Origin of the sequence: Paraplanobispora takensis (assembly GCF_016863195.1) — a bacterium.
In the GTDB taxonomy this organism is placed as follows: domain Bacteria; phylum Actinomycetota; class Actinomycetes; order Streptosporangiales; family Streptosporangiaceae; genus Planobispora; species Planobispora takensis.
Map to the genome: position 1 here is coordinate 18,209 of NZ_BOOK01000069.1, position 26,821 is coordinate 45,029.

The following is a 26,821-nucleotide window of genomic DNA, read 5'->3' on the forward strand; positions in this document are numbered from 1 at the left end:
TGTCAAGACGCAATACCGAAAATCTAGCTAGCCTGGCTAGCCACCTATAGGGTGTGGCCATGAGCGACGACGCTGACTACCTCGGCCAGCTTGACCCTGATGATCCTCGGACGCCGTCGCGGCAGATTGCGAACAAGCTGCGAGCCGCCATCCTCACCGGGAAGCTGCAGCCCGGCGACAAGCTGCCTTCGCAGAGCGAGCTGGCCGGGCGATACGGCGTAGCGCGCGAAACCGTGAAGGCCGCCCTGCGCTTCCTGACCTCGGATCATCTGATCGTCGCCCGGCAGGGGAGCGGGGTGTTCGTCCGGGCTCAGACACAGCAGCCCGTGGGGTTGCGCCCGCACGTCGAGACGGGCTTCGACCGCTCGCACGCCTCGCTTGATTTCGCCGGCTTCTCCGGTGAGACCCTTCGCAACACGATCATGGAAGTGCTCGACAAGATCAGGGCGGGAAGGCTCACTCCGGAGTCGCTGAAAATCCGGATCATGATGTACGACACGACGGCGCCCATGCTCCTGCCACGCCGGGCCGGCACCGACTCCACCGAGCCGCTGATCCAGAAGCGAGCGGACCGGATAACACGCCGGGCCGTCGAGGGAATCATCGACGCCGTGCAGGAGCTGGCTGATCTGAAGCTGGTGAAGACCGCGAGCGTCGACGTCCGCACCCACAACCTCGCACCGTCGTTCAAGCTCTACATCCTCAACCGTGAGGAAGTGTTCTACGGCTTCTATCCGATCGTCGAACACGCGATCACGCTGGACGGGGAATCCGTGACCCTTCACGACCTGATGGGCAAAGACGCCACGCTCTTCCACTTCTCCATCAGAGACGGCGAGACTTCCGATGGACCGCAGTTCGTACAGCAGGCACAAGCGTGGTTCGACTCCGTCTGGGGGACCGTGGCCCGCGAGTATGTCCCATGACCGCTGACATCGCAGCATTGGTCGGCGGCAGCTCGGTGATTCTCTTCGACTTCGACGGACCCGTGTGCAATCTCTTCGCGGGCCATCCGGCGTCAAGAGTCGCCGATACGGTTCGCGCTGCTCTCGCCCACCGCGGAGTCCAGCCGCCTGATGCCCTCAGGGACGCGCCCAACCCTCTTCGCCTGCTCGCATGGACCGGTGAGCATCGGACTGATCTCCTGCCCGAGATGGAGGACGTCTTGATAGCCGAAGAGGTCAGGGCGGCCGAGAAGGCGACCCCTACGGCCCATGCACACGAGGCCATCGAGCTCGCCTGCCGTACGGGGAGGGGCGTGGGGATCGTCAGCAACAACTCGGAAGCGGCCGTCTCGCGATATCTCGATATGCATGATCTGACCCGATATGTAGCGGTTCTCTCGTGTCGGATCTACGGGCACCCGGAGCTCATGAAGCCCAGCCCGGAACCGATCCTGAAGGCCGTTTCCGCGCTCGGGAGTAAACCGAGCTCGTGTCTGTTCATCGGCGACGCTGTGACCGATATGGAAGCAGGAATCCGAGCGGGGACGGCGACCATCGGGTACGCGAAACATCCCGATCGGATTCCAGGTCTCGAAGGCGCCGGTGCCGGCTACGTCGTCGACAGCCTGAGGCATGTTCTGGATGCCCTCGACTCCGGCGGCGCCCTCCGGTGATGGGAGACCCTGTGGAAGCTCTACGCGTTCCGAGTGTTCCGTCGGACGTCGTGCGATCCGTGGCCGGCCGCTGGCCGGCTCTCGAAGCCTCCTGGCGACAGAGCGTCGAAGCCGAGCTGGTGGAGCTGTGCCGGCGGTATGAGGCGGATCCGATCGCGGTCCTGCCGGCCCGGTACGGCTTCGTCGTCGAGGTGGCGACCGTCAACGGTCCCCTGGTCATGCGGGCAAGCCCCGACCCGAACGGGTCCTTCCAGTCGGCTGTCGCGATGCGACTGGCGGACATCGGCGCCGGTCCCAGGATTCACGAGGTGACCCAGACCGACTCGGGCACGTGGACCGTCATGGACCGCATAGAGCCCGGCACCCCGCTCTACGCCCTTCCCGTCAAGGAAGACCTCTCCCTGCCGCTGGCCGCGATGCTGCGGCCACTCGTGGACCAGCCCGCCCCGGCACCGGACATGCCGTCGATCAGCCAATGGCTCCGGCACCGCTTGGAGCAGGGGGACGGCCTCCAAGACCTCGCTCCGGGACGCTCGCCGGCCCATTATGACCAGCGACAAGAGGCGCTTGCCGTACTCGATGACCTCAGCGCCGACGACCTTTCCGGCCTCTGCCACGGCGACGCCTCCACCGGGAACCTTCTGCTGGCCGCCAACGACCGCATGCTGATGATCGATCCTCGCGGAATGCGTGGCGAGGCCGCCTATGACGTGGCCGTCGTCGCCCTTAAGGCCACCCGATGGCTGCCGGCGGTGGACACCGTGGCGATCCTGGCGGACATGGTGGGGGTGGACCGGGAGCGGGTCCAGGCCTGGGTCACCGTTGCCGATGCCGCCCGGGTGTAGCTATCCGGCAGATCTGCCTGCGCTCTATGTCTGAGGTTCTCCCTGCGGGTCAACCTCAGAGAGGACTTCTGCCCTGAACGGGGACACCGGGCGCAACCGGCTCGATCTCCTCAAATGCCGCGCTCCGGTCCTTGCTTCTATCCGGTACGGCGGGGCGGCCCGCTCTCTGTTCGGGCCGCCCCGATAGAGGATCAGCGGCGGGTCAGCAACATCAGCTGCTTGTGTGCGGTGGACTTGATCACGTCGTCGGTGCCATCGAGCAGCCGGGCGCCGCGAGCTGCGAGCGCGTTTGCGGCCAGTACGCCGGAGGGGCGGATCGCGGCGATGTGGTCGAGGTAGCCGGTCACGGTCCGCTCGGCGGCATAGGCGGTGCGGCCCAGGCGGTCGGTCTCGTTGTCGTACAGCGCCATCAGGGTCTCGCGGCGCCGGTCGGCCCGGGCGCGGATGCGTGAGCTGGCGTCCTGCTCGATCGGCCACAGCTCGTCGATCAGGGCGCGCATGTCGTCGATGAGGATGTCGGTGCGGGCCAGGGCGGTCTCTTCGGCCGCCCACTGCCGGTAGTAGGCCGTGGTCAGGCCGAGAGTGCGGCGGGCCTCGCCCAGGCGGTCCAGTGCTCCGGCGGTGTGCCGCACGCTCCAGCGGGTGTAGGCGTCGCGCACGGCGAAGCGCTCAGTGTTGGCGCACACCGGCCGCCACGGAGTGATGAGGGCCTGGGCGGGGCTGCGGCCGTCGTGGCTGTTGAGCATGACGACGAACGGCACGATCTCGTCATTGATGCCCTCGGCGTCCACGCGCACCGACTCGGGCAGGCGCAAGGACACGAAGACGCGCTGACCTTCGCGCAGGGCACCAGCGGATTCCCAGATCACTTCCCGGGTGTTGACGAGGTCTTCCAGGAAGGCGAACAGCCCCCGGTTCTGGATCGGCAGGTATCGGCGGCCGACGATGCCCAGGGCGGCGCCGGTGTCGGTGCGCACGGTGACGTACTGGCCCGGGACGATGCGATAGTCCGGGCGGCCGTCGGCGCCGTGGATGAGGTAGCGGGCCTTGCGCAGCTCGACGTCGAAGTCGATGCCGCCCAACTGCAGGACGTGGTCGATGTCGGTGGTGCCGCCGGGGATGACCTGGCCCAGGCCGTGCCAGGCGGGGGTGGAGGTGTACAGGGCGGCCTGTCCGCGGCTGGTGTCCAGGCCGTCACGGCCGACGACTTCGGCCGGATCGGCGGCCACGTAGCTGCCGTCGTCGCGGCGGCTCCATTCGCCGGAGGCGACCAAGGCGCGGCGGGAGTCGTAGAGCTGCTGGTTGCCGTCGGTGCTCATGAGGGATGTCCCCTTTCACAGGATGGGGTCGCCGGGCCGCCAGCGGGCGCTGTCCTCGCCGTATCCGCTCGGCGCGATGTCGCCGATCGCGGCACGCAGGCGGGCGAGGGCGGCACGCTCGTGGTCGTCCTCGGGGCGCGGCAGGCGGAAGGCGCCGGGCGCGGCGGTCAGCGTGTGGATGCGCTCCAGACGGAAAGAGCGGGGGCGGCCGGAGCGGTGGTCCATGGCGCGCACGATCAGGTGGCCGGTACGGGTGGCCACCAGCTCGTACGGCTCGATGGTGCGGGTGGTCTGTTCGCCGTCCGCCGCCACATAAGTGATCACGAGGGGCCGTTCGGCGGTGATCGCCCGCTGGAGCTGGGTGTGGAGCTCGGCGATGCCGGTGGGAGTGAGGCTGGCCGCACGGATGTGCCGCAGCGCGGGCCCGGAGGCGAGGATGTGGCGCTGTCCGTCGCAGCAGTGGCCGACGACGGTGAAGATCTGGCCCTGCAGGGCCGTGATGCTGCCGTGGTAGCGGACGTCGGTGCCGATCTCGTACATGCCCTGACCTCCTTCTTCTCCTCTCTCTATACTCATAAAACTATTGCTAACTGTCAATAGTTTGCGAGTGATTCCATTGACGATCCGCAAGAAAAACTGACATCATGAGCCCCACGAACACCGCCGAGATCCGCACGGAGCGACACCGGCATGACATCGAGGTGGCACGCGGCTCAGGTAGCCGGTAGGCCGTTGCTGACGGGCACCTCGGGGTCGCGCTGCCGGCCATCCCGGGCAACGCGCGGCCCTGCGAACGCCGTTGCCGTACTGCGCCACGATGGCTTTGGCCGCTGCATGGAAAGGACCTCGCCATGGGCATGTGGAGCGTGCGCGTGGAGACCGACACCGGCGCCGACGACAGCGCTGGCTTCGGTCAGGAGTTGCGCGCTGCCCTGGCTAAGTGGCACCCAGCCGTCGGAGACGCTCACTTGGCTGGCCGCCGCGTGCCCGGCCGGGTCAGCCTTCAACTCAACGTGGAGGCCGCCAGCGCACGCCGGGCGGTGGAGACGGCCGTGCGGGAAGTCACCGCTGCCTTGCGCGATCTGAGTCGTCCGGTGCACATCGCCCGTATCGAGGTGGTGGCCGAAGACGAGTTCGAGGCGGAGATGCGCAGCATGCCGGTGGAGCTGATGGGCGTGCGGGAGATCGCCGAGGCGGCCGGCGTGACGCGACAGCGCGCTGATCAGCTGACGCATCGCGAGGACTTCCCGCAGCCGCTGGCGAGCCTGGCCGCGGGAAAGATCTGGTCGGGTGCGGCGGTGCGCCGGTGGCTGGCCACCTGGGAACGCAAGTCCGGCCGGCCGCGGGCATCGTCGAGCTGACTCGTGAGCGCGCACGATGGGGGAGTGCGCCGGTAGCTGATCGGCCTCTTGGAGCAGTCCCGTCGGAGAGATCTGCGCGAGGCATCCGGAGCGTGTCCCGGCAGAGCGGGCCCGCGGGATGGACATCGCCCTGGCGCCGATCTCGGTGATGGCCTGTGCATGGCGTCGCCGCGGGGGTAGGTTTTGTCGACGTTCCCGCTTCGGGTGAGCCGGCCGTCTTTCCGTCTCAGGAGATGGGCGGCTCCTGCAGTTGGCCCTGTACCCAGCAACGCCGGACCATCCCCGCCGGAGTGTGCCGGGAGACCCAGGCCGAGGCCACGCTCGGCTCCAGGGAAAGCTGCGCCGCCCACAACTCCAGATCGAGGTCATCGGCACCAACCGGAGCCGTCCGGGTGTGGACGGTGCCCTCCTGGGTGCGCCAGCCCAAGACGAACCCGGTGGGCTCAGCTGAGCGCAACGGCCGTTTGAAGCGGTGCATTACCTCGACGATTGCGTACAGGAAGCCGACGGCAAACACGATCGTGATGAATCCGACTGTCTCGCCCTGTGCCACTGATCACCCTCCCCGCCAGGCAGCGATCACGCGCTCTCTATTGCCTTAACGAAGCGATCACGGGTGATGGTGCCGGACCGCCGCAGCGCGATCATCGACGCAAATGCCACTCAGGACGAGACGCGGTGAGGACGACCGCCTTGAAGATCTGTGTGTTCGAGCTGGCGACTCACCTCCCACAGGTGTGGGAGGACCCCGTCCAGGACGCTCTCTTATCCGAGGTGACTGGCTCACCCCCACGGGCGTGGGGAGGACGAACAGGGGCAGGGAGATGAACGGGCGCAGACCGGCTCACCCCCACGGGCGGGGGGAGGACGAGACCTACCCGACGCTGCAGCTCGGCAGCGTCGGCTCACCCCCACGGGCGTGGGGAGGACACCATGACCGTCCTGAAGGACACGCCCCACGTCGGCTCACCCCCACGGGCGTGGGGAGGACGGCACATCCGGGCGCACGTACATCGCCCATGACGGCTCACCCCCACGGGCGTGGGGAGGACCCGGATTCCTGGACCCGCTAGTGGTCGGTCGACGGCTCACCCCCACGGGCGTGGGGAGGACGGGCTGGACCACCTGGGCATCACCGCACACCACGGCTCACCCCCACGGGCGTGGGGAGGACGGCGCCCCGGGGAGGGATTGCTCGTATCTTGGCGGCTCACCCCCACGGGCGTGGGGAGGACACATCCGCACTGCGCATCATCGGCGAGGCCAGCGGCTCACCCCCACGGGCGTGGGGAGGACGTGGTGGCCGTGACCTTCAGCCCGCCCGGGGTCGGCTCACCCCCACGGGCGTGGGGAGGACTGTGGGAGCGGGCGCTCCTCAGTGGTCGTCGTCGGCTCACCCCCACGGGCGTGGGGAGGACCCGTAGGAACCGCAGGGTTTTCGCCACGGTGGAGGCTCACCCCCACGGGCGTGGGGAGGACGCCGGAACGCGAGTTCTGGAGCGCAGGTTCGTCGGCTCACCCCCACGGGCGTGGGGAGGACTGCAACCTGTCCTGCCGCTACTGCGATACCCCCGGCTCACCCCCACGGGCGTGGGGAGGACCTCATCCAAGTCGACCCACCGCAGTCCGAGAGCGGCTCACCCCCACGGGCGTGGGGAGGACGGAAAAGGAGAACCGCCAGCCACGGAGAGGGCCGGCTCACCCCCACGGGCGTGGGGAGGACTCCACCTCGACCCGCGCGGTTCGGCCATCGATCGGCTCACCCCCACGGGCGTGGGGAGGACGATCTCGGTGGTGTGGGGTTCGGGGCTGGTGTCGGCTCACCCCCACGGGCGTGGGGAGGACAATTGCAATCTGGGACACATCAACCTGGATGCCGGCTCACCCCCACGGGCGTGGGGAGGACGCGGTGACGAGGAACTGCAACGGCAGCCCCTGCGGCTCACCCCCACGGGCGTGGGGAGGACCTCATGCTGCCCGACGACGAGTTCGACGCACTCGGCTCACCCCCACGGGCGTGGGGAGGACGGGGTGATGTGACCGACAAGGAGAACATGGGGCGGCTCACCCCCACGGGCGTGGGGAGGACGAGCACGTGATCAAGACCAAGCGGTTCGCTGACGGCTCACCCCCACGGGCGTGGGGAGGACATCACCCGGTGGAGCTCGACGTAGTCGGCCTGCGGCTCACCCCCACGGGCGTGGGGAGGACTCGGCCTCAACGCCGTTTTCCCGGCAGATCTCCGGCTCACCCCCACGGGCGTGGGGAGGACCACCTCCCCGCCCGTCGCCGTGAGCTCGGCGGCGGCTCACCCCCACGGGCGTGGGGAGGACTACTTCAAAGGTCCTGTTGTTGCTCATGCGGCCGGCTCACCCCCACGGGCGTGGGGAGGACAGGGCCGGAATCTAACCGGCCTAACTGGCTAACGGCTCACCCCCACGGGCGTGGGGAGGACTCGACCACGACCCTCGGGAGCGGTCTGTGGTCCGGCTCACCCCCACGGGCGTGGGGAGGACGTCGCCGACGCCGTTGTCACTCGACTCCTGGAGCGGCTCACCCCCACGGGCGTGGGGAGGACCAGTTTCAGGTCTGGTCGATATCGTCACTAAACGGCTCACCCCCACGGGCGTGGGGAGGACCTCACGGCCGCCTCCCACACCTCGTCCGGAACCGGCTCACCCCCACGGGCGTGGGGAGGACTCCTTGGAGTCGCGCACCGCTCGGCCGCCGCCCGGCTCACCCCCACGGACGTGGGGAGGACGGGGGCCACGGCCGACCGCGGCCGATACCAGCCGGCTCACCCTCACGGGCGTGGGGAGGACCTGACGCCGATGGCGCAGGGCGGGGTCCTGTCCGGCTCACCTCCACGGGCGTGGGGAGGACCGGGGGCCGAGCTTCCAGTCCTCGGAGCGGACCGGCTCACCCCCACGGGCGTGGGGAGGACGCGGCCATCCGGCTGGCCTGCGCGGAAAACCGCGGCTCACCCCCACGGGCATGGGGAGGACACCTGCTCCACCTGGCAGCCGACCGCGTCGACCGGCTCACCTCTACAGGCGTGATAAGGACGTCAAAGACGGTCAATGGGCACCATGCTTCACCTTCATGCAATGGAGGGTCATCTAAATTTCATCTGTTTAGTTTTCAATCTGCGGGACTTTATTCACCTAGCGGGGGCGAGACTCAGTAGGCCGCAACCGTAGGCCTTGCCTCGGCCGATGCCGTTTCGTACAGCGGAGGCAAAGAGATTGGAGTCTGTGACAATGAGATGACCGTCATAGCGGACGTGGTCGATGGTTAACTTCTGCGCCTCTTCTCTGACGTGGGTCTTGCCCTGCATCCGAAACGCGGGGGAGGGAGCAACATCGGGACGGCCGTTTCTGCCGGCCGGGATGACAAAACCGTTGCGTTCCCCCTGGCGGATTATCCAGTTGATCTGAGCTTCGGGAGTGCGATGGACAACGCGACGTGGCTGATCCCGCTTTCCCTGTTCGGCGCGTCTGTTCTGTTGCTTCTCATCCCGCTTGACGGCTCTTGTGGGGTTGGCTACCAGTCGGAATGCGAATCGATGGCCACCTGTAATGGCCGCGAACAGAGGCTGCAGGTCTCGTACTTGGTACGGCTCGCTGAGGTAGTACTTCGGCAAGCCCGACCAGTCGGGTTCGACATGGCTCTGCACATACAGCAGAAATCCCTGTTCGCTCTGGTCGAGGCGCCATAGCACGCCGTGTTCCTGTCGGGGCGGCTGTTCACCTTCGACCTGTGGGAATGCCGTCATCACGGTGCGGTGCATCTGGTGCACATCCGCATAGTCACGGCGAAATTCCCGCGAGGTCACATCAATTTTTAGCTTGCTCAGGAACACCCGAGCCTCCTGCTGAAATCATTTTCTCGGTCAGGGCGACATAGCCGGAAAGCACGGTCCGGGTTGTGAAACGCCGGTCGTTTCGGGCAAGGGAAATAGGCTGGTCACGCCTCGGTTCGGCGCCGGGGGTGGTGGGTTCGCACTCGATCATGGTGCGCAACTCGATGGTTTCACCGCGGCGGAGGCCACTAAGCGCTCGATCGTGGGACTTGGGACGTGTTTCCAGCCAGAGATGCTCACGCAAGACCGTATCGAGCGATTTCTCCTGTAGACCTTCGGCAGTACATGGTTCTCCGGGGCGGCCAATACCGATCAGCGGGCGGGTCGGCACGAAAGGCTTGCGACCGAAACACAGTGGCCAGTGGGGACGTTGCACTGCCTCAGCGGCTTGGTTGAGCGTGGGCTCGTCCCCTTCGAGCACGACAAGGAATAACGCGTCGGCCAGATAGTAGCGCTCGCTGACAACGGTGCGGTGACCACCTCCTGCGGTGGTAGGGACGTTTTGAGCGGTGTGGTAGTCACGTTCCAGAATGCCTTCACGGTCGACGCGTACCGCCATGCGCAGCTGTGCGAGTCGGCCCAGGCGCGTTGAGTCGTCGCGGGAGATGCCCAAGGCTGCGCCGAGCAAGCCGACGATGCCGGACTTGGTGGGTTCTGATGTGGTCTCGCGGGTCGTGAAACGTGACCGGATGCCCCAGGACTGCATGGGGGCATCCAGACAGAGCGCCAGACTGAACGCCATCGCCGGTCAGACCTTGGCAGTGGAGAAGACGCGGCTGGCAAATTCATCCAGGGAGGGGACCTTCTCGGTGTCTGCCAGGCCGTTGAGAGTGCCGGTCACCGAGGCGGCGGTAACCGATGCGATGTCATTTCCGCCGTAGAACCGACGTATACGACCCAGGTGTTCGAGAAGGCGCTGAGTGGAAAGACCCAGCAGATCCGTTCCGGAGACCGGGTTCAGGAACGCGTTGGCGAGGTTCCACGCGCCTCGCTGCCGGACGACGGAGATCAGTGTGTCCGGCAGGGTGAGAGCAGCCATGGAGTTCTGCTTACCGCTGGGGACTGCGTGGATGAAGGCATACAGCCAGGTCCGAGCTGTGCGGGCGACCAGATCGGTGTCGTTGCCGAGGTTGCGGGTGAGCTGGTCCAGATCGAGGTTGGCGTAGCGGTAGTAGCAGGCACTGTTGAAGTCCACGGTGCCGATCATGTCTGCGCCCGACTCGTCTTGGGGCTTGAGGTCATCCACGGCGGTGTAGTAGTCGAACTCGTTGACCACTGCGTGGGTGGACAAGGCATGGGCGACCTGGCAGGCGGCGTCGATATTGAAATCCTTGTTGTCGGCGATCATTCGGCCGAACAGCGCCACGTCAGCGACTTTGCTTGCGTCCAGGATGCGTCGCGCTTCAGCCAGGTCTTGCTTAGATGGTTTGATCTTTTTGGCTTTGCCAGTGCTCTTCACCTCCTCGGCATTCTCTTCTTCGCTGTCTGTGGTCTTCCGCTTGCCGCGACCTCTGGCTGCGGCCGCGGCTTTGGCGGCTGCGGCGGTTTCGAGCCGGTCCCACTCGCGGTGACAGAAGTCGGCCAGCAACTCTGAGGCTTGGCGTCCGACAAACAGCAGGTACTGGGTTAGACGGGTGTTGGTGTCCACTCCGAATCCAAGCGCTTCCAGGCCTGCGGTCACCACAGTGGTGGTGGCCTCGGGGCTGCGGCCATGTTCGTTGATCAAGATTTCGCTGGCATTGTCGAGTAGCCGCTTGGTGCGTACGCCGGTTTCTTCATGCTTCAGGCCGTACTCGTTGAACAGCAGCCGGGCGGCGCGTTTGATGCTCTGGCTGGAGACCCTGCCGCGTGTGACACCGCCGAAAGTTGCGGTCTTGGGCTGACCTGTGTCGTCGCGGTTGAGATTGCTCACCGGGAAAGACTGCAGCAGGTGAAGCTCGATGATCATAGGAATCTCCTGGGGGTTAGATAGCTGGAGAGGGAGAGGAAGCTACAGAAGGGGTGGGGCGGTGGAAGTCTCGTGCCCAGCCCAGGCGGACTCGGTGGACACGCTCGGGATCGGCTCGCTCGTCCATGAGCGTCACCACATCGTCCAAAAGCTGGTAGTAGTCGAGCGTGATGTCCTCGGAGCTCAACAGCCGGATCGTTTGACGCAGGTAGTGCGGGAGGGAGGCACGGTCGACGGCAAGCAGCTGGACGAAACGTCGTTCAGCAGAGTTGCGCTCAGCAGCCAGGATTTTCATCGATGTTCCCAAGGAACGTGATCCATTGCTGCGAGTGCTTCGCGGTTGGGGATGCAGCGCGAACAGTCCGGCGACCAGAATCCATGCCTGCTGCTCGACTTGGGGCGGATCGAAAGGAAAAACCGCAGCGTAGGCTTCGGCCTCATAACGTGGACCGTTGAGGGACCGGCGAAGCTGCGCCAGCGTCCGGCGGGCTTCCGACACCTGGTGGGCACTTCCGGACTCAAGTTTGGCGTGCAGGCTGTACAGGTGCCCGATGAAGCGGCGACGTCGCTCACGTATCTCGTCGTACGGCGTGGAGAGGGCCTGAGTGCTCATGTGAGGGCCTCCTTGTTGATGAACTGCTTCGCCTGAGCGATGAACACGTCGGTGAGGCGGTGGAGCTTGCCGGTGAACTGGCCGAACACTCGCCCTGCCTCGGATAGGCTCCGACCCGTCCGAGGCGAACCGTTCGCCCAGCGATCGGCCGTGGCCGTCGCTAGTTGGCGTACGCTACGAGCCCAGCTTTCTATGGCCGTTGCTTCTGATTGCTGTCGGCGGCGGGCCTCGCCCAGGGCGCGTAGGAACCCGTCAAATGGGCCAGGAAGCCGGGCCCAGTACGCCAGATCGACGGTGCTGTCGCGTTCAACTTGCATGGCGGCGGCGTAGTCGCTTTCCATAGCGCGTAGCGCTTCGGCTACCTGATCGGCCAGGTCAACGGCGTGACCGATGATGGGACCGGCGGGCTCGTGCTGGGCGCGTAGCAGTGCAACGGGTGCGGCGACCGCTTCTTCTGACCAAGACTGGACCACTGCGGCTTGGGCTCCCAGACGCTGTCCGAACACGCGCAGCGTGTAGACGGTGTCGTCGCTGATGACGCCGTCTTCTACCAGCTCGGCAATGTGATCCAACGCCCGAGGCCGACGTCGCTGGTGCTCGTCACCGGCTAAAAGCAGCGTTTCGGTATGCCGCCATACTCCTCGACGTTCATCCAGCCGTACTGGCCGGAACTCCTCCCACTTCTTCTGTCGTGGCTTGCGCGGAGGCCGGCGAAATGCCGACATCAGCTCCACCCCAGCCAGCTCGTCGCGTAGCTCGGTGCCTGGAGCGATCACGACACCCGCCACCACCGGGCCGGTCTCACTCTCCCGTGGCAGGAGCAGGATGCGCCGGGACTGCCACGTCAGAAGATCGGTCCACCCTTGTGAAGAGCGCTGATCCGGCTCTGGGTTGGGGAAGGCGGCAGACTCCCACGCTGGTTGATCCTGAACGGCTGTGGGTTGGGGTTGCCCGCGTTTCGGGTTATAGATCGGCATGTTGAGCATCAAGGTCTCGTGGAGCGTTCCGCCCTCGACGACCACGACTCCGAAGTAGTTCGCCAACCCGCGTATGGAGGACTTCACGTTCTGATAGGGAGTCTTGGTCCCGCCCGGGTCATAGGCGTGAACCGTCACCAACCACCGAGCGGCTTGCCCAGCCTCCAATGTGATCTGCTCGGCCGAAGTCGTGTGATCGAAAAGCGTCACATTGTTGCCGCTCGCACGGTCAAGTACCAGCTTGGCTACGCTTGACGGTGGACACTTGGCGAGTGGCGGACACTGCAGGAACGGCCGCTGGGAGTCGAACAAGTCGAACCGGTCAGGGTAGTCAGTTAGATATCGCTCCAGCGGGCCCGCCGTGAAGCCGTCCTTCCACACCTTCTCCCACGCATCGGTGTCAGCCGGGCCGTACACCCGATGCGCCAAGGCCAAAATCAGCCGGTATAGAGCCGCAGTCATCGTGGGGGTTTCAGCGGCCAACCGCCGCAACTTGCGCGCCTCCAGCAGCACATCCCTCAGCCCAACCTCATCGGACGAGCCATTCACGAGCTCGACCGGCAACCATCGCTGCTCCATCAGATCGAAGATCACATCCGTGCCTTCCTGCGTTCAGGCGCTATTACTGGCTCATCCGAGGCGGCCAGCGAGCAGTACCGATTAGTCGATCAGTACACCGAAAAGACGGGAATAGCGCATGCGATATCCCTCAACCGCGCATTGGCCATCATGAAACACCAGTGCCCGATGTCGGCTTAGCCAGGAACTCCCGGAGAAGACCAGCGGGACCGGCTGCCGCTGAATCGCCTCGACCAGCCCGTAGGGCACATCAGCCGGCGCGATGAGCCGCACACAAGAATCCAGCAACTGTCCGAGGACCTCAACGGAGAACGAGGCATCACGGTCCAGGTCGATAGGCGTGGTGCCCTCTACTGGGATGACACCCACAGCAGATGACTGGAGGGCCACCACCTCGGCGATCATCTGGATCGTTTCCGGGAGATCGTCAGTTTCGCTCATGAGGACCGCTCCTGCTGCGCGTTTTTCCCGAATGCGTTGGTTGAGCAGTTATATCCCTAAGCGAGCGGTCGGGATCCGGCAGTGGTAGACAGATCAGTCGTACGTCGGCGCTCTGATTGTCGTGCTTTCTGAGTAACTGCTCATCGGCCGCCTCTCCATCCTTCCATCCAGGTGGGTAGGCCACTGGGCTTGTGCCGTACACCTGCTCGATGAGATCCGATACCTCGGTGGGTGAATGGATGTGAGTGCGATCCTTTAACAGTGCCCAGGTGCGCCAAGTGAGCGCTCGCGGGTACACCGCGCCGGTGTACGGCGGCAGCACCGGACCCTTGGCGGTCTCGGTCACACCCGTGATCACCAAGGTAAGCTCGGTCAGGTGGGGAAAGCGTCGATGCACCCTGCCGTGCCGCTGCACGCGGCCCATTCGCTGAATGAGACTGTCGATCGGCGCAAGATCACTCACTAGGACATCGAAATCTAGATCCAGGCTCGATTCCAAGACCTGTGTCCCCACGACAATGGCCCGAACAGGGCGATGAGGGTTGCGCGCTCCCTCCTCTTCCGGAGGTCCGAACCGCTTGCGCAACGCTTCCTCGACCTCGTAGCGAGGCTTGTCTGCCATCTGGCCGGTGATGGCGAACAGTTCTGGCCGTTCCTCCGCGGGAAGCTTCTCGATGGCGGCTAGCAAATGGGTGTGTGTTGCTTCGGCGCGGCGGACCAGATTGTGGACCACCGCGACACAGCCGCCCTTGCGGATCCTGCTGATCAACCAGTCCACGAGCTCTTCATCGGCTACGTTGTCCAGTTTCATCAGCCGGTTTGCGTTGAGATCGCTCACCGCAATGGGGAACGTTTCGATGTTGTCGGCGGTAGCGTAGGTGAGCCGGGGGTAAGCAGATATCTGCTCGCGGGTGCCACTTTCCTCACGCCCCAGGCCAGTACGCCAGGTGGAAATGAGCTGGGTACGACGATGAGTGGGCAAGGTCGCCGATAGCAAGATCACAGAGACGCCGAGCAGTCCCATCCACCCCAAGACCCGGTCCAGCAGCCTCGACATGTAGGTATCGAAGGCATGCACCTCATCGATCACGATAATCTTGCCCGACAGCCCGGCAATGCGGACGAAGACATGCTTGGATCTGATCCCGGCCATCAGTACCTGGTCTACTGTTCCGGCGCCGACCGGCGCAAGCAGTCCCTTCTTGTGAGTGAACCACTCGCGAGCATCTGACTGGGCCGAGGTTTCCTCGCCTTCACCCTCATCCTCGTCTGCATTCACACAGACCGGCTGGATGGCGGCTCCGGTTACCTGGTTCAAAGCTTGTGCAGCTAAAAACTCGCCGGCACTGCCGTGCAGCAACCGCACGGCGAGATCAGGCTGATGGGACTCCAGCATCTTCCTGATATCGCGGTAAGCCTGGTTGCTGGTCGCCTTGGTCGGAGCCGCGAAGTATAGTCCCAGCCCATCTTCTGTTCCTGCGGCGGACCGAACCGCCTGTGCAGCAGCCTGTAAGGCCGCCTTCGTCTTTCCCTCACCTGTCGGCGCCTCTAAGATCAACAACGTCGGGGAGTCGAGGACGTGGCTCAACCCCTCCACGGCTACCTGAACCGGGCGTGGTTCCTCATTGAAAAGGGCTCTGAAGCTCACATCTTCCGGCGGCCTCCAGGAAGTCCACCCTGCTCGCTCCACCGCCGTCACCGCTAGGTTCCTGACTTGAGCTGCGTAGGTGCCGAGATCTACTGCAGCTCCCTTGTAGGGGAAATTCACCGTGTCAGAAGCGATCCAGTCGCTTGCTGAGGTCAGTCCGGACAAGGCGACAAGAAGCCCCAGGTCAATCTGCACCTGCCTCCATGAAGCCGTCGGCGGTAATTCCAATCCCCATCGATGCAGAAGTTCGTTGACTAGTCCGTCGCACCAGCTATTCCATCTTGCCCCTCCCCAGTCCCCCCACTTCTTGCGAGCCTCGCTGACCGTTGCGCTGCGAGGGATGAAGCCATGGTGTCCCCCGAGCGCGTAGGCGATGTCTTGAGCCGTGCGTCGCGTTGCGCCCCATTGCCGCAATATCCGATCCATGTGTATGGCGGTGAGGACTCCGTGGGGGGTATCCACACGTTGCCGTAACTGTTTGTGGTCAGGCATCTCGCGGAGCGTGGCGGCTGCAGGCTCACCCATAAGCCCTATGGCGAGGTCGCGACGCAACGCCTGAAAGGCTGGGGACAGCTTACCGAGGTCATGCAATCCGCAGAAGAATGGTATCCATGCTCGTGCGTCGCCGATCGGCGCGAGTGCTGATGAGAGTCTTGCCTGAACCCAAGGGCTGAGTAGCTTTCCATATAGCAACTCTGCTACTGCCATTGTGTCAATCGCGTGACAGATTAATGGGTGCATCGCATCTTCGTTGCCCGCTTTGCCCCACGGTGTCCGAAAGTCTAGGCCGTGTCCTTCGATGTCGCTCAATGAGAAGCCTCGCGATGTCAGGTTTGCCGACCGCAACAAGATTCGGATGGTACACGGAAAGGCGAACTAAAGGCCCGCTATGTGAGAAGCGCGCCAATGTCAACATGGTGGAACGCGTTTGGCGGTGTACGGTGGCCTGATCCGCAGCTGGCGGCTTGAACGATGCATCCCGCTCGTTGAAAACTCCAAGTGTAATTGGAAAGTAGCAGGTCGGAAAGTGCCCTCCCGTGGTGCGTGGTGAGCTGACGGTGGGTAAACGCGAGCTCTACGAGAAGATTCCCCATGCTCCTGGGGAGTGAGCCGGGCAACGACCAGGTCACCCCGCTCATCGATCGAGTCCTCTCCACGCCCGTGGGGGTGAGCCGATGCTCGACACCACCGCAATGCTGCGCGGCCAGTCCTCCCCACGCCCGTGGGGGTGAGCCGCCGAGGGTGCGGAGGGCGCGGACGACGGCGGTGTCCTCCCCACGCTCGTAGGGGTGAGCCGATCACCTACCGGCGGTGTCAGCTGCTGGGCCTATCTTCCCCACGTCTATGGGATGCGTCGTTGAAGAGGGCAGGTGTGTAAGTTTGGATCTGGTGGAGGCAGTCTGGCGCCAGCTCCTCGTTGATCATGCTTGGAGTCCTCTTCGATCGTGATCATTCCCAATGTCTTCCCACAAACTGAAGAAATGGGAGAAGGGGAAGGCGTTTGCCCAGGTGGAAGCCGCCGGTGCGCCTCGCTGGGTTGGTGTCTCATAATCCCTGGGTCGCGGGTTCGAGTCCCGCCCGCCCTACCCTCCACAGCCTTGACAAGAGTGTCCCTGAACTGCACTTTTGCTCTTTGAGGCGATCTTCTGCCGTCCGGCTGTCAACGGTCGTCATCGGCCTCTGACGGTTGATCGTGCCGAATACGTGCCGAAGTTTCAGCGAAGAGCCGAGCCCTACTCGGCGGAGTGGGATGCTTCTCACCCCTGTAGCCGCGCGGCCCGCTTCGAGCAAGTCCAGTACCTTGCGCCGGAACTCCGGCGGGTAGCCCCGTCGTCCCATGCCACCTTCCTCTCATCAAGCGGCACAAGAATCCAGAAATCCACCTCCACTCAACCCGGGGCACACCAAAGTCTCCACCGAAGCCGGGGCGATTCACCCCGCTCGCTGATCTTCGCTGGGGGAGCGTGACGGCTTGACTTGGTCCCACCTGGAACCGTTGAAGATCTGCGGGACCGGCGCGGTCTGTGGACTCGGGAACTGCCGTCCCCGAACCCCTGTCAGGCGAGAGCGTCGCCCGCTCAGCGGGCGTGGGGGCTGGCGTCACCCGCTGACACGCCGGCCCGCGCGTCAAGCGCCGCGTCGAGAGCCTTGAGTGTGCGCTTGTGGGTGAGGTGGGCACGCAGCCGGGCCAGCTGGGACAGCGCGGCCTCGCCGTCCATCCGCGACAGCGCATACACGGCCGCGCCGGCGACCAGCGGACTGCGCGGCCCACTGCCCGGGATCTCGCGCAGAGCCGTCTCCACCAACTCGCCGAGGAGCCGGGCCGTATCGGAGTGCGGGGGCGAGAAGGCCAGCACCCAGATCAGCCCGCGCAGCGTGACGGCGTTGTAGGAGTCGAAGTCCTCCGGATGGCCGCCGCGCAGCGGCAGCGGGCGGGGCCGCCCGGCCAGGCCGATCCAGTCAGCGATCTTGCGGCGGGCCTTCTCCCCGCCGATCTCCTCCAGGAGCGCTCCCGCCCGTCGTTCCCAGGCCGCCCCGGGCCTGGCAGCCCTGGCGGTGGCCGTGTGGGCCAGCAGTTCGCCCCACCGCCCGCCCAGACCCGGCAGGTCGGCCAATACCCTGTCGGCCCAGACCTCACCCGGGTTGATCGGTGGGTGACCGGACGAGGCCGCCAGCTCGCGCAGCCGGCCACCAGTCCACCAGCCCGTCATCGACGTCCGCCGGATGACGGCGACCAGTTCGGGCGAGAGGCCGCGCCCCGTCTCCAGCAGGTGGTCGGCCAGCCGGACGAGCAGGCCCGAGGCCGCGTACGTCACCTCCTCCTCGACATGGCCGAGAAGGAATGCGGCCACCTCCGGCATCGCGGTGAACGGCAGACCTCTGGTCACGATCTCCATCAAGGTGGCGATGTGGTCTCCCGCGTCCCCGTAGCGCAGCAGCGCGCCGGCGAGCCCGATCCGCAGTACGTCGTCCTGGGCGAGGAGGAACTCGGTCGCCGGTCGCTCTTCCAGGCTCCAGAAACCGCCCGGCGGGAGACCGCGCCGCGCCAGCGTCCCGGCCAGCGCTTCGACGTCACCCGCACCGGCCAGCCGTCGGATCTCCTGGCTCATTTCCGTCATGCCGGGGCAGTTTATGGGCGCCAGCCGACATTCCGCGTACTTCCGGAGCGATCCCCTCGCGAGACGCAGCTCTCACCGGGCGGGTGCGCTGGTTCGGCAGGCGGGTCGGCAAGTACGAGCGTTTCATCCTGTCGGCGCCACCGTCCGTGTGAAGCCGGGTGAGAGCAACTTCGGACCGACATCGGGTTCCCAAGATCAGCAATGATCTCCGGCGGGTCCAAGTCAAGCCGGGCGGATTCCAGCGATCTTCGCAACACGGGGTCATTCGACTGTTGCGACGAGCTTAGCGAAGAGCTCGGCGGGGTCTGCCAGCCGAGGATCTTGCGGGGGCGGCTGTTGAGGTGGGCGGCGACGGCGTCGAGCTGGTCGGCAGTGAAAGAGGACAGGTCGGTGCCCTTCGGGAAGTACTGGCGGAGCAGGCCGTTCGTGTTCTCATTCGAGCCGCGCTGCCAGGGGCTGGCGGGCTCGCAGAAGTAGACGGGGATGCCGGTGACGGCGGTGAACTCGTCGTGGCGGCTCATCTCGCTGCCCTGATCCCAGGTGAGGGAGCGTGCGATCTGGCGAGGCAGGCCGGCGAAGGTCTCGATGAGGGCGTCGCGGACGTGTTCGGAGGTCTTGCCGTCGAGCAGATGCAGCAGCATGACGTAGCGGGTGGTGCGGTCGACGAGGGTGCCGATGGCGGAGCGGGTCCCCTGGCCGACGATGAGGTCGCCCTCCCAGTGGCCGGGCACCTGGCGGTCATCGACGTCACTGGGCCGCTGGTGGATGAGCTTGCCGGGGTCGATGAACCGGGTGGCGCGCTCATCGCCGCGTCGGCGGCGGCGCCGGGCCTGGCGGCCGGTGCGCAGGGTCTCGGGCTGGCGCTCCAGGCCGCCACGGTAGCTGAGGCAGATCGCCTGGTAGATGGTCTCGTGGGCAAGGTGCCGATCGGGCTCGTCGGGGAAGGCGGTGCGTAGGTCCTGGCTGATCCGCTCGGGGCTCCACCGCTGGTCGAGTCGCTGCTGGATGTAGGTCTTCAGCTCCGGGTCCCGTCGGACCTTGCCCTCCTTCGAGCGCGCTCGCCGGACGGCGGCACGCCGCTGAGCGCGGAACGGATGGTACGTGCCCGTGCGTTCGTCGCGGGTACGGCGCACTTCCCGGCTGATGGTGGCAGGACTGTGCTTGAGCCCTCGGGAGATCGCGCGCAGCGAGGCGCCGGCACGGAGCATGTCGGCGATGACGATCCGCTCGTCCTCCGACAGGAACCGTGGCGAGATCGTGCTGTCATCGGGCTGCTCGGTGATCGGCGCGTAGATGCGGACATTCCCCGCCCGATCTACGATCTTCCGTTCGTACCTCCACCGGTTGCCGGTCTTACGGTTGACACCGACCTCTCGGCACGCGGCCGAGTTGCTCATTCCCTGCGCCATCAGGCGAAGGTATTGATCACGCTTGTCCGCCAGTGGAGCGGGTCCGCGCTTCTTAGGGCGGCGAAACGGCTTGGTCATTGCAACATCCCAGGAGCCGGGTGTTGTGACGAGATCTAGAACCTAAGGTGGGGGAAGGGGGAGCCACTTCTAGCACGTAGACCCAGGGCCGGCCGCTTCCTGAGCCTCACCGTGAAGATCGTGTCCAAGGTCGCCGGCCAGGTCGGCTTCACGGTGCTGCCGCGCCGCTGGATCGTGGAGCGATCGCTGAGCTGGTGCCTGCGCGCCCGGTGTGACGTCCGCGACTACGAACGCCCGCCCGCCCACAGCGAGGCCCATCTGTGCTGGGCCGCCATCACGCTGATGACGCGACGGCTGACCACGAAAAACGCCCGGTCATCGACCCGCGTGCGGATCGCGTCACCCCAGGCCGCATGAGTCATCGGTCACTTCCAGGGCGAAGCGTCCGGCGATCTGCTCGTCCAACTCACCGAGCACGCCTGCCCGCGGAGCCGGGTTCGCCACCCGTCACAGTGTGAGCGCTCGCGCCTTACCGCGCGGCGTCACCGCCAGCCTCCTGCTCGTTTTCACGTGCTTCCTGACGCTCATGCGCCGCCCGCTGCCGATGCCCAGACACGTCCCCGACTCCCTGCTGAGCGGCCTGCTCATGCACCGCGGCGTTCTGGCGATGGGCCTGGGCGGCACGCCGATGACCGGCGCTGGCCTCGGCTTGCGCCCGCGCCGCCTCCTGGGCGGACTGCTCGGCCCGCTCAGCGGCCTGCTGCGCCTGCTGGGGGCTGGAACCGGAGGTCACCTCCTGCGGGGAATGCGCCAGCTCTTCGATCCGCTCCCGCACCTGCTCAGCCCGCTCATCAGCCCGCTGCGCCCGCTCATGAGCCCGCTGCGCGCGAGCCCGCGCCTCCGCATTGCGCTCCGGCACATGCTCGACCATCGCGATCTCCTACCCATCCACCGCATGATCAATCAAGGGATTACAAACAACCACTTAACACGCTGTGATGGTTGGGTTCGCCGACAGCGCGGGGCGACGAGGAAGAGTCTTTGATGGTGAGGCGCTGGGTGAAGCCGCTGGGCTCATCCCGGTGAAGCATCATCCTGGCCAGGGCGGTGTTTCGGTGATCGTTCGGCCTGGCGGCGCGGGTCAGGGCCGGTGAACAGGGCGATCAGATGGTGGACCGGGATGCGGGAGGGGCACGCTAGGCGGGGCGGGGCCTGGGCTGTCCGGGAGTGGGCTGATCGGTCCAGTCGCTGAGGACTTGGTCGAGGCGGGCGGGATCGAGTGGTTTGGCGAGGTGGGCGTCGAATCCGGCGGCGCGGCTGCGTTCGCGGTCGCTGTCTTGGCTGAATCCGGAGACGGCGATCAGGCGGGTACTGCGGTGGGTTGGAGTGCGGCGCAGCCGGCGGGCGACGGTGTAGCCGTCGGGGTCGTCGCCGAGGGCCAGGTCGCACAGGATCAGATCGAACGGGTGCTGGGCCGCGGCGAGGGCGTCGGCGCCGTTGGTGGCGATGGTGACGGTGTCGCCGCGCTGGCGTAGCAGCACGGCGTACATGGCGGCGAGGTCAGCGTTGTCCTCGACGAGCAGGACCCGCATCGGCGCCCGGGTGGTGACCGGCGCGGGGCGCTGCTCGGCGCCGTTGGGCGGGGCGTCGGTGAGCGGCAGCCGAACGGTGAACGTGGCGCCGGTCCCGGGACCGTTGCTGTGGGCGGTGGCGCTGCCGTCGTGCAGCGTGGCGATGCCGCGGACCACGGCCAGGCCCAGGCCCAGGCCGGCGGGAGTGCTCTGGCCGGAGGTGCCGGCCCGCACGAACGGGTCGAACAGGCCGGCCGCCGCCTCAGGGGCGAAGCCGGGTCCCTCATCGCGCACGCGCAAGACGGCGTGCCCGGCGTCGGTGGTCACCTCGACGTGGACCGGGATGTCGGTGGGTGCGTGTTTGCGGGCGTTGTCGAGCAAGTTGCTGATCATTTGGGCGAGGCGGACCGGGTCGCCGTCGACGGTCGCGGGCATGTCGGGCAACGTGAGATGGATCCCGGCGCTGCCGGGGCGGGTGGCTTCGATGTCGCCGACGATGGCGGCCACGAGCGTGCGCAGGTCCAGTGGCCGACGGGCAACCTGCAGGTGGCCGGTGACGACCCTGGCGGCTTCGAGCAGGTCGTCGGTCATCCGGGTCAGGGCGGTCAGTTGCCGGGCGAGTACGGCGAGGGCCGGATGGTCGGGGACGTCCAGCCCAAGGACGTCCAGGGCGGCGCGGGCCGAGGCGAGGGGATTGCGCAGTTCGTGTGACAGGGTGGCGATGAACCGGTCCTTGGCCTGCTGCTGGGCTCGCAGCGCGTCGCCGGCGGCGGCCAGTTCGGCGTTGACGCGCTGCAGTTGCCGGTTGGCGTCCTGCAGGTGGCGGCCGCGGGTGAACAGGTCGGCCTCCATCTGCTCGATTCGGGTCTGCAGCGCCACGGTGATGCGTTGCTGCTCGTGGCCGTGACGGCGCAGCTCGACCAGGTCGGTGACATCCTGGACCCGGTGGACGATGAACGCCACACTGCCGTCGTCGGCGAACAGCGGGGTGTTGACCGGGCTCCAGTATCGCTCGACGAACCCGCCCTCGGGTGTACGGATGTCATAGCGCTGCAGGGCCAGGGCGTCGGGCCGGCCGGAGTCCACCACCGTCTGCAGGGATCGGCGCAGGTTGCGCACGCCGTCGGCGTCCGGGTCGTCAGGGTTGTCGGGGAACACCTCGAACATCGGCCGGCCGGCCACCGCCTCCCGGTCGATCATGGTGGCGTCGGCGTAGGCCTGATTGATGGTGACGATGGTGAAGTCCGCCGTCATGATCAAGTATGGCGACGGGAGCGACTCGAACAATCGTTCGTAGTCCAACGGCCATCCGCTTGCGGAGGCCATCACGGGTCCAGCCGGTAACCGATGCCGCGCACGGTGGTGATCCGCGGGCTGCTCGCGCTGGCCATGGCGAGTTTGCGGCGCAGCCGGTACACATGCTCGATGACGGACGAGCCGTCCTGCCGGTGCGGGTCGGCGCCCCACACCGCGCTCAGCAGCTGGCCGGTGGCGAACACCTGCCGGGGCTGGGAGATCAGCAGCGCCAGCAACTCGTACTCCAGCGGCGTCAACGCCATCGGCACGCCGTCCACGGTGACCTCTCGCGACCGGGTGTCGACGGCCAGCGCGCCGACGCGATGCACCGCCTCGGCACCCGGGGGGTGCGCGCGACGCAGCACCGCCCGGATCCGGGCAGCCAGCTCCGGCAGGGAGAACGGCTTGACGACATAGTCGTCGGCGCCCAGCTCCAACCCGACGACGCGTTCCCGCTCCTCGACCCAGCCGGTCAAGATGATCACCGGCAGGTGACGGCCGGCGCGTACCCCGCGCAGGAAGTCCAGGCCGTTGCCGTCGGGGAGGCCGAGATCCAGCACGAGCAGGTCGACGGAGTGGGTGCGCAGCAACGCCGTCGCACCGCGGGTGTCGCCGGCGGTATAGATCCGAAATCCGTCGCGGGTGAGGTAGGCGGTGGCCATCTCGACCAGGTCCGCCTCGTCATCCACCAAAGCGATCACCGGCCGCGTCACTGCCGGGCGCAGCGGCTCGTGCACTGGTGAGTCGTTGACCGGCCGGTCATCCCGCGTCGATGCGGCACCCATGTGGTGAGGGTAACACCGAAGACGTCACGCCTGCCGCCGCACCTGGAGCCGCCATGCCTCCACCAGATGATCCCGCCGGTTCGCGCACCGGGCGAAGCATCGACGGGCCCGGCACCTCGCGGCAGCATCGGGCACTGCAAGCGAGGGAATACAGCACCGCCGCCGCGGCGCGCGCGGAACGCCGGTGTGAGCAGTCCGAGCGCGCCGGCCGGCTCATCGAGCGCAGCGAGCAGCGCATCGAGCGCGCCGGCCGGCTCATCGAGCGCAGCGAGCAGCGCATCAAGGGCTCCGACCAGCGCATCGAGCGCGCCGGCCGGCTCATCAAGGGTGACGACCGGCTCCGCGCCGCACCCAGCGACCGCCTGTCGCCACGCCAAGCGCCGACGCCGACGCCGAGCTGCTGACCGACATCGACGACACCTACGCCCACGGTACCCCTGCGCGACTGGGCGGTCTTCACCCACACCGCCGCCGACCTGTGCGCCGAATCCGGCCGCGCCCACATCGACGAGCCCATCATCGCCAACGCCTACGCCCTGCTGGGCGGCGACTTCAACTGACCGGCCCGCCATGCCCGCCCGGCCTCCATTATCGTCGTCGACAGCCCCGACGACGACGTCGCCGTCAACCGGCACCTGACCGATCTCGGCGAGACCGACATCACGACGAGCGCACTGGTGATCATCCGCCCCACCCCCGGCGCCACCCAACTGGCCACGCTCGGTCATGACGTACTGATGGCGGCGGGCAAAGCTCCACCGCCATCACAACCGAACGCATCGGCAAAGCCGTCTGGGACCTGGCCCGCTCCTGGACGATCGGCGCCGGCGTCCGCGACATCGTGGCCGATCGCGCCCACCGGCTCACCGCCGCGCAACACGCCGCCTTGCACCAGCTGGCCGCCCAGACGGCCAGCCGCCTATGGCTGATCTGCAGCGGCCCGGAGCCCTTCATCCTGCCGCACGAGGCCATGGGCGCCGGCGTCGAGCGCATCGACGCGGCCACCTTCTATGCCTGCCTGCCCGCCAGTGATCCCACCCGCCCGGCCCCTGCCGCCCAGGCCGTCCCTCGCTGGCCGGTGCTGCCCGACGCCGACTTCCCCACCTTCCTGGACTGCGGGCCGTGGCCGACGACGTGGCCAGCGCCGCCCAACGGGCCCGCAACCAGAACCCGCCCACCCGACGCATGCGTTTCTGCGTGAAGAGCATCGTCGTGGACGTGGCCGTCCAGGCCTTCACGATCGCCAGCGGGTGACCAGGCGCCAGCCGGGGGTAATTGAGAGCCCCTCCCACGGCACCCACCTGACCTGCGGACATTAAGCTAGCCAGCTAGCACGACCGGCGGTGACCAGCCACTTCGTGTCCTCTCTCGTTGGAAGTGGGCCATTCTCACTCGACCTGAGTCCTGGAACCGGGTTTCTCAGCTACCCGAGCCACCGGTTGAGCGCGGAAGGCGCCATGGCGGGGCGACGGGAATGCGGCGGTGGCGGGCGACCACCAGAACGGCGGTGCAGGCGAGTTCCAGGAGCGCGCTGGTCAGCAGGCTCGCATCGGTGCCGTAGACGCCGCCGGAGATCGGGGCGGGCGCGTGCGGGACGACGGTGATCAGCCGGTGGGCGCCGAAGACGTCCGGGCCGAACAGTGTGTCGGTCGCCAGGTTCCAGCCGGCGTGCAGCGCAATCGGCAGCCACATTGTTCGGGTGAGGAGGTAGGCGCCGGCGAACAGGACACCGGCCGGCGTGCGGGGAGGGCGTACAGCAGCGCGTCGGGCAGGGTGTCGTTGGCGGCGGCCATCGCGACATGTCCGGCACCGAACAGGACGGCGGTCACCCCGAGCGCCGTCCAGGTGCCGGCCAGGTGCTCGATGAGGCGCAGCAGGTAACGAGCCAGGGTCTCCTCGATCACCGGGGTGAGGACGGCGGCGGTCAGGGCGGTGGCGGCGACCGAGGTCGCCGATGCGGTCGAGCGGGTCAGATCGATCGCGCCGGTGGCGTACAGCACCATGATGACGGCGGTCGGCAGCGTGAAGCCTGCCGCCAGTCCCCAGCCGAGGCTGCGGCCTATCGCGTGGGTTCGCCATGGGTCGGCCCACCATGATCTGTTGCGCATGGCCTCCACTGTGTGCCGTGACCGGCCCCGGGTTCCATGCAGACAGCGCCACCATCAGCGGTAGGACTGGCCTTACCGCCGATGCGGCCCGGCCGAAGCCTCTTGCCTCCATGGCTCCGCTCGGATGAGAACAACGGCCAGTGCGTTGCTCGCGGGATCTGAGTTACCGCGGCTTTTTTCAAGAACGCCAGCTTCTCGCGCAACTCGGCGTTTTCTCGCTCCAGCTCCCGGACGCGGGCCCGCTCCGGCCCGGAGACCGGCGGCTCGTCCTGGCCGTGCACGATCCGGTGCCGGTGCACCCAGCTGCCCAACGTGCTGGCGTCGATGCCGAACTCGCGGGCCACCGCCGCCGCGGTCCGCTCGCCCTCCAGCACCATGCGGACGGCCTCGTCCTTGAACTCGGGCGAGAACTGCCCACGACGCCTCGTCACGCACCTACCTCTTCCAGACTTCTGTCAGCTCATGTAGCTGGCTGTTCGGGATCTGCTAGGCACCTCACGGTTTGAAGGGTGCGCGGGCGGTGCCGCCGACCACGGTCATTCGCCTACCTCCGGACTTCCCGTAAGGCCTGCATGCCCCAGATGCCGGCGCTGACCCAGCCGAGCACGGCGACCGCCATCAGGCTCAGGGTGAATAGCGGGGGATAGCCGGGGCCATGGGTGGTCACCGCGGAGTCGAAGGAACTGCCGGTGGCGAGGAATGCGAATGCCGCGACTGTGACAGTGGCGAGGACGTCACGGGTCCACCGGCCCGCCCTGGTCTGACGCCTGGCCCGGTACCACCATGCGATGCCGAACGGCACCGCGAAAAAGGGTGTGATCAGGACCGTGTCGGCGGGGCCTCCGGTGAGAGGGGAGATGACGCCTGCGGCGGCCGACAGGAGAACAGCGGCCCGCAGAGTGCGGATGCCGATGTTCTCGGCGTTCGTCCGCCCCAGCGGCTCCACCTGACGCTTCCATCGGATGGGCCTGCGAACGGATCGCGGCCGGGAGGCAGCCGGGCCACGCGTATCGGAGCCGGATGATGGGGTCGTCCGGCCGTCCAGCCATATCCAGACATCGTCCGACGGCTTGAGGCCTCACCTGCCGCGGACGCGGCGCGAAACGTCCCACACCGGTGACTTGCGCCGTACCGGTGGAAAGCGGACGGTGCCGTGCCGGCCCGGCCGGTACACGACCCGGCCGGGACGGCGCATTCGGAACTCAGATGCCGTGGATGGCGACCGCGACCCCCGAAGTGCTCAGACCTCTTCGACGCTGCTCGGCTCGCGCCGGGACAGGTCGATGCCGAGCTCTTCGGCGGCG

At 66.7% G+C, this 26,821-nt stretch carries 24 protein-coding genes, 1 pseudogene and 1 CRISPR repeat array; of the genes and pseudogenes, 7 read left to right on the forward strand and 18 right to left on the reverse strand.

Annotation, left to right across the window (positions count from 1 at the left end):
* Nucleotides 1-59 precede the first annotated feature (59 nt).
* The 3 genes from Pta02_RS37025 to Pta02_RS37035 are packed head-to-tail and all read left to right on the forward strand — an operon-like array spanning nt 60 to nt 2,463.
* The gene (locus tag Pta02_RS37025; protein ID WP_203879690.1) at nt 60-926 is read left to right on the forward strand and encodes a winged helix-turn-helix domain-containing protein; all 867 of its coding nucleotides are present in this window, start codon (nt 60-62) and stop codon (nt 924-926) included.
* Nucleotides 923-1,618: an HAD family hydrolase gene (locus tag Pta02_RS37030; RefSeq protein ID WP_203879691.1), complete on the forward strand. Its 696-nt coding sequence runs from the start codon at nt 923-925 to the stop codon at nt 1,616-1,618. The genes Pta02_RS37025 and Pta02_RS37030 overlap by 4 nt, the downstream gene beginning before the upstream one ends.
* 59 nt (nt 1,619-1,677) lie before the next feature.
* Nucleotides 1,678-2,463: a phosphotransferase gene (locus Pta02_RS37035; RefSeq protein WP_203879692.1), complete on the forward strand. Its 786-nt coding sequence runs from the start codon at nt 1,678-1,680 to the stop codon at nt 2,461-2,463.
* 191 nt (nt 2,464-2,654) lie between these two features.
* Here Pta02_RS37035 and Pta02_RS37040 read toward each other — a convergent pair whose 3' ends face one another.
* Nucleotides 2,655-3,782 (reverse strand): DUF932 domain-containing protein, encoded by a 1,128-nt coding sequence (locus Pta02_RS37040; protein WP_203879693.1) that lies wholly within the window; start codon nt 3,780-3,782, stop codon nt 2,655-2,657.
* A gap of 15 nt (nt 3,783-3,797) precedes the next feature.
* Entirely contained in the window at nt 3,798-4,322 is a 525-nt protein-coding gene (locus Pta02_RS37045; protein WP_203879694.1) for a helix-turn-helix transcriptional regulator, read from the reverse strand.
* 311 nt (nt 4,323-4,633) lie between these two features.
* Between Pta02_RS37045 and Pta02_RS37050 the strand changes: the two genes are divergently transcribed.
* Nucleotides 4,634-5,143, forward strand: coding sequence for a hypothetical protein (locus tag Pta02_RS37050; protein ID WP_203879695.1), 510 nt, complete (start codon nt 4,634-4,636; stop codon nt 5,141-5,143).
* A 226-nt stretch (nt 5,144-5,369) separates the two neighbouring features.
* Here the strand turns inward: Pta02_RS37050 and Pta02_RS37055 are convergent, their stop codons facing one another.
* The 10 genes and pseudogenes from Pta02_RS37055 to Pta02_RS37100 all read right to left on the reverse strand — a co-directional run bounded on the left by Pta02_RS37055 (nt 5,370) and on the right by Pta02_RS37100 (nt 19,727).
* The gene (locus Pta02_RS37055; RefSeq protein ID WP_203879696.1) at nt 5,370-5,696 is read right to left on the reverse strand and encodes a hypothetical protein; all 327 of its coding nucleotides are present in this window, start codon (nt 5,694-5,696) and stop codon (nt 5,370-5,372) included.
* A gap of 226 nt (nt 5,697-5,922) precedes the next feature.
* Nucleotides 5,923-8,148: a CRISPR direct-repeat array (repeat unit 29 nt; unit sequence CGGCTCACCCCCACGGGCGTGGGGAGGAC).
* A 155-nt stretch (nt 8,149-8,303) separates the two neighbouring features.
* Complete coding sequence (cas6e, locus tag Pta02_RS37060) at nt 8,304-9,005, reverse strand: type I-E CRISPR-associated protein Cas6/Cse3/CasE (RefSeq protein WP_203879697.1); 702 nt, start codon at nt 9,003-9,005, stop codon at nt 8,304-8,306.
* A complete protein-coding gene (cas5e, locus tag Pta02_RS37065) occupies nt 8,980-9,747 on the reverse strand; it encodes a type I-E CRISPR-associated protein Cas5/CasD (protein ID WP_203879698.1) in 768 nt (255 codons plus the stop codon). The genes cas6e and cas5e overlap by 26 nt, the downstream gene beginning before the upstream one ends.
* A 6-nt stretch (nt 9,748-9,753) precedes the next feature.
* Entirely contained in the window at nt 9,754-10,953 is a 1,200-nt protein-coding gene (cas7e, locus tag Pta02_RS37070; protein ID WP_203879699.1) for a type I-E CRISPR-associated protein Cas7/Cse4/CasC, read from the reverse strand.
* A gap of 16 nt (nt 10,954-10,969) precedes the next feature.
* Nucleotides 10,970-11,566 carry a type I-E CRISPR-associated protein Cse2/CasB gene (gene casB / locus Pta02_RS37075; protein ID WP_203879700.1) on the reverse strand — a complete coding sequence of 199 codons (597 nt, stop codon included), beginning with the start codon at nt 11,564-11,566 and terminating at the stop codon, nt 10,970-10,972.
* Complete coding sequence (gene casA, locus Pta02_RS37080; protein ID WP_203879701.1) at nt 11,563-13,137, reverse strand: type I-E CRISPR-associated protein Cse1/CasA; 1,575 nt, start codon at nt 13,135-13,137, stop codon at nt 11,563-11,565. The genes casB and casA overlap by 4 nt, the downstream gene beginning before the upstream one ends.
* Nucleotides 13,138-13,203: 66 nt before the next feature.
* Entirely contained in the window at nt 13,204-13,563 is a 360-nt protein-coding gene (locus Pta02_RS37085; protein WP_203879702.1) for a hypothetical protein, read from the reverse strand.
* Nucleotides 13,550-16,060, reverse strand: a complete 2,511-nt coding sequence (gene cas3, locus Pta02_RS37090; RefSeq protein ID WP_307837520.1) for a CRISPR-associated helicase Cas3' — start codon at nt 16,058-16,060, stop codon at nt 13,550-13,552. The genes Pta02_RS37085 and cas3 overlap by 14 nt, the downstream gene beginning before the upstream one ends.
* A gap of 1,229 nt (nt 16,061-17,289) precedes the next feature.
* Nucleotides 17,290-18,330 (reverse strand): hypothetical protein, encoded by a 1,041-nt coding sequence (locus Pta02_RS37095; protein ID WP_203879704.1) that lies wholly within the window; start codon nt 18,328-18,330, stop codon nt 17,290-17,292.
* A gap of 261 nt (nt 18,331-18,591) precedes the next feature.
* Nucleotides 18,592-19,727: pseudogene (locus Pta02_RS37100) on the reverse strand (IS30 family transposase).
* 201 nt (nt 19,728-19,928) lie between these two features.
* Here Pta02_RS37100 and Pta02_RS37105 point away from each other — a divergent pair.
* A complete protein-coding gene (locus Pta02_RS37105) occupies nt 19,929-20,174 on the forward strand; it encodes a transposase (protein WP_203879705.1) in 246 nt (81 codons plus the stop codon).
* A gap of 112 nt (nt 20,175-20,286) precedes the next feature.
* Here the strand turns inward: Pta02_RS37105 and Pta02_RS37110 are convergent, their stop codons facing one another.
* The 3 genes from Pta02_RS37110 to Pta02_RS37120 all read right to left on the reverse strand — a co-directional run bounded on the left by Pta02_RS37110 (nt 20,287) and on the right by Pta02_RS37120 (nt 23,409).
* The gene (locus Pta02_RS37110) at nt 20,287-20,688 is read right to left on the reverse strand and encodes a hypothetical protein (RefSeq protein WP_203879706.1); all 402 of its coding nucleotides are present in this window, start codon (nt 20,686-20,688) and stop codon (nt 20,287-20,289) included.
* Nucleotides 20,689-20,953: 265 nt separating this feature from the next.
* Nucleotides 20,954-22,654, reverse strand: coding sequence for a hybrid sensor histidine kinase/response regulator (locus tag Pta02_RS37115; RefSeq protein WP_275423648.1), 1,701 nt, complete (start codon nt 22,652-22,654; stop codon nt 20,954-20,956).
* The gene (locus Pta02_RS37120; protein WP_203879708.1) at nt 22,654-23,409 is read right to left on the reverse strand and encodes a response regulator transcription factor; all 756 of its coding nucleotides are present in this window, start codon (nt 23,407-23,409) and stop codon (nt 22,654-22,656) included. Before Pta02_RS37120 ends, Pta02_RS37115 begins: the two co-directional genes overlap by 1 nt.
* Nucleotides 23,410-23,462: 53 nt before the next feature.
* Between Pta02_RS37120 and Pta02_RS37125 the strand changes: the two genes are divergently transcribed.
* A complete protein-coding gene (locus Pta02_RS37125; protein WP_203879709.1) occupies nt 23,463-23,813 on the forward strand; it encodes a hypothetical protein in 351 nt (116 codons plus the stop codon).
* 718 nt (nt 23,814-24,531) lie between these two features.
* Nucleotides 24,532-24,663, forward strand: a complete 132-nt coding sequence (locus Pta02_RS42105) for a hypothetical protein (RefSeq protein ID WP_275423649.1) — start codon at nt 24,532-24,534, stop codon at nt 24,661-24,663.
* 350 nt (nt 24,664-25,013) lie between these two features.
* Here the strand turns inward: Pta02_RS42105 and Pta02_RS37130 are convergent, their stop codons facing one another.
* The 3 genes from Pta02_RS37130 to Pta02_RS37140 form a co-directional block, all read right to left on the reverse strand.
* The gene (locus tag Pta02_RS37130) at nt 25,014-25,517 is read right to left on the reverse strand and encodes a CPBP family intramembrane glutamic endopeptidase (RefSeq protein WP_203879710.1); all 504 of its coding nucleotides are present in this window, start codon (nt 25,515-25,517) and stop codon (nt 25,014-25,016) included.
* Nucleotides 25,469-25,948: a transposase gene (locus Pta02_RS37135; protein WP_203879711.1), complete on the reverse strand. Its 480-nt coding sequence runs from the start codon at nt 25,946-25,948 to the stop codon at nt 25,469-25,471. The genes Pta02_RS37130 and Pta02_RS37135 overlap by 49 nt, the downstream gene beginning before the upstream one ends.
* A 113-nt stretch (nt 25,949-26,061) precedes the next feature.
* Entirely contained in the window at nt 26,062-26,463 is a 402-nt protein-coding gene (locus tag Pta02_RS37140) for a hypothetical protein (protein WP_203879712.1), read from the reverse strand.
* Nucleotides 26,464-26,821 lie beyond the last annotated feature (358 nt).

Coding starts and splice junctions, on each gene's coding strand:
- Pta02_RS37110 (WP_203879706.1), bottom strand. CDS start 20,688: ATGGTCGAGCATGTGCCGGAGCGCAATGCGGAGGCGCGGGCTCGCGCG.
- Pta02_RS37025 (WP_203879690.1), top strand. CDS start 60: ATGAGCGACGACGCTGACTACCTCGGCCAGCTTGACCCTGATGATCCT.
- cas7e (WP_203879699.1), bottom strand. CDS start 10,953: ATGATCATCGAGCTTCACCTGCTGCAGTCTTTCCCGGTGAGCAATCTC.
- Pta02_RS37045 (WP_203879694.1), bottom strand. CDS start 4,322: ATGTACGAGATCGGCACCGACGTCCGCTACCACGGCAGCATCACGGCC.
- Pta02_RS37085 (WP_203879702.1), bottom strand. CDS start 13,563: ATGAGCGAAACTGACGATCTCCCGGAAACGATCCAGATGATCGCCGAG.
- Pta02_RS37130 (WP_203879710.1), bottom strand. CDS start 25,517: ATGCGCAACAGATCATGGTGGGCCGACCCATGGCGAACCCACGCGATA.
- Pta02_RS37125 (WP_203879709.1), top strand. CDS start 23,463: ATGCCTCCACCAGATGATCCCGCCGGTTCGCGCACCGGGCGAAGCATC.
- casB (WP_203879700.1), bottom strand. CDS start 11,566: ATGAGCACTCAGGCCCTCTCCACGCCGTACGACGAGATACGTGAGCGA.
- Pta02_RS37030 (WP_203879691.1), top strand. CDS start 923: ATGACCGCTGACATCGCAGCATTGGTCGGCGGCAGCTCGGTGATTCTC.
- cas5e (WP_203879698.1), bottom strand. CDS start 9,747: ATGGCGTTCAGTCTGGCGCTCTGTCTGGATGCCCCCATGCAGTCCTGG.
- Pta02_RS37115 (WP_275423648.1), bottom strand. CDS start 22,654: ATGGCCTCCGCAAGCGGATGGCCGTTGGACTACGAACGATTGTTCGAG.
- Pta02_RS37120 (WP_203879708.1), bottom strand. CDS start 23,409: ATGGGTGCCGCATCGACGCGGGATGACCGGCCGGTCAACGACTCACCA.
- Pta02_RS37095 (WP_203879704.1), bottom strand. CDS start 18,330: ATGACGGAAATGAGCCAGGAGATCCGACGGCTGGCCGGTGCGGGTGAC.
- Pta02_RS37050 (WP_203879695.1), top strand. CDS start 4,634: ATGGGCATGTGGAGCGTGCGCGTGGAGACCGACACCGGCGCCGACGAC.
- Pta02_RS37040 (WP_203879693.1), bottom strand. CDS start 3,782: ATGAGCACCGACGGCAACCAGCAGCTCTACGACTCCCGCCGCGCCTTG.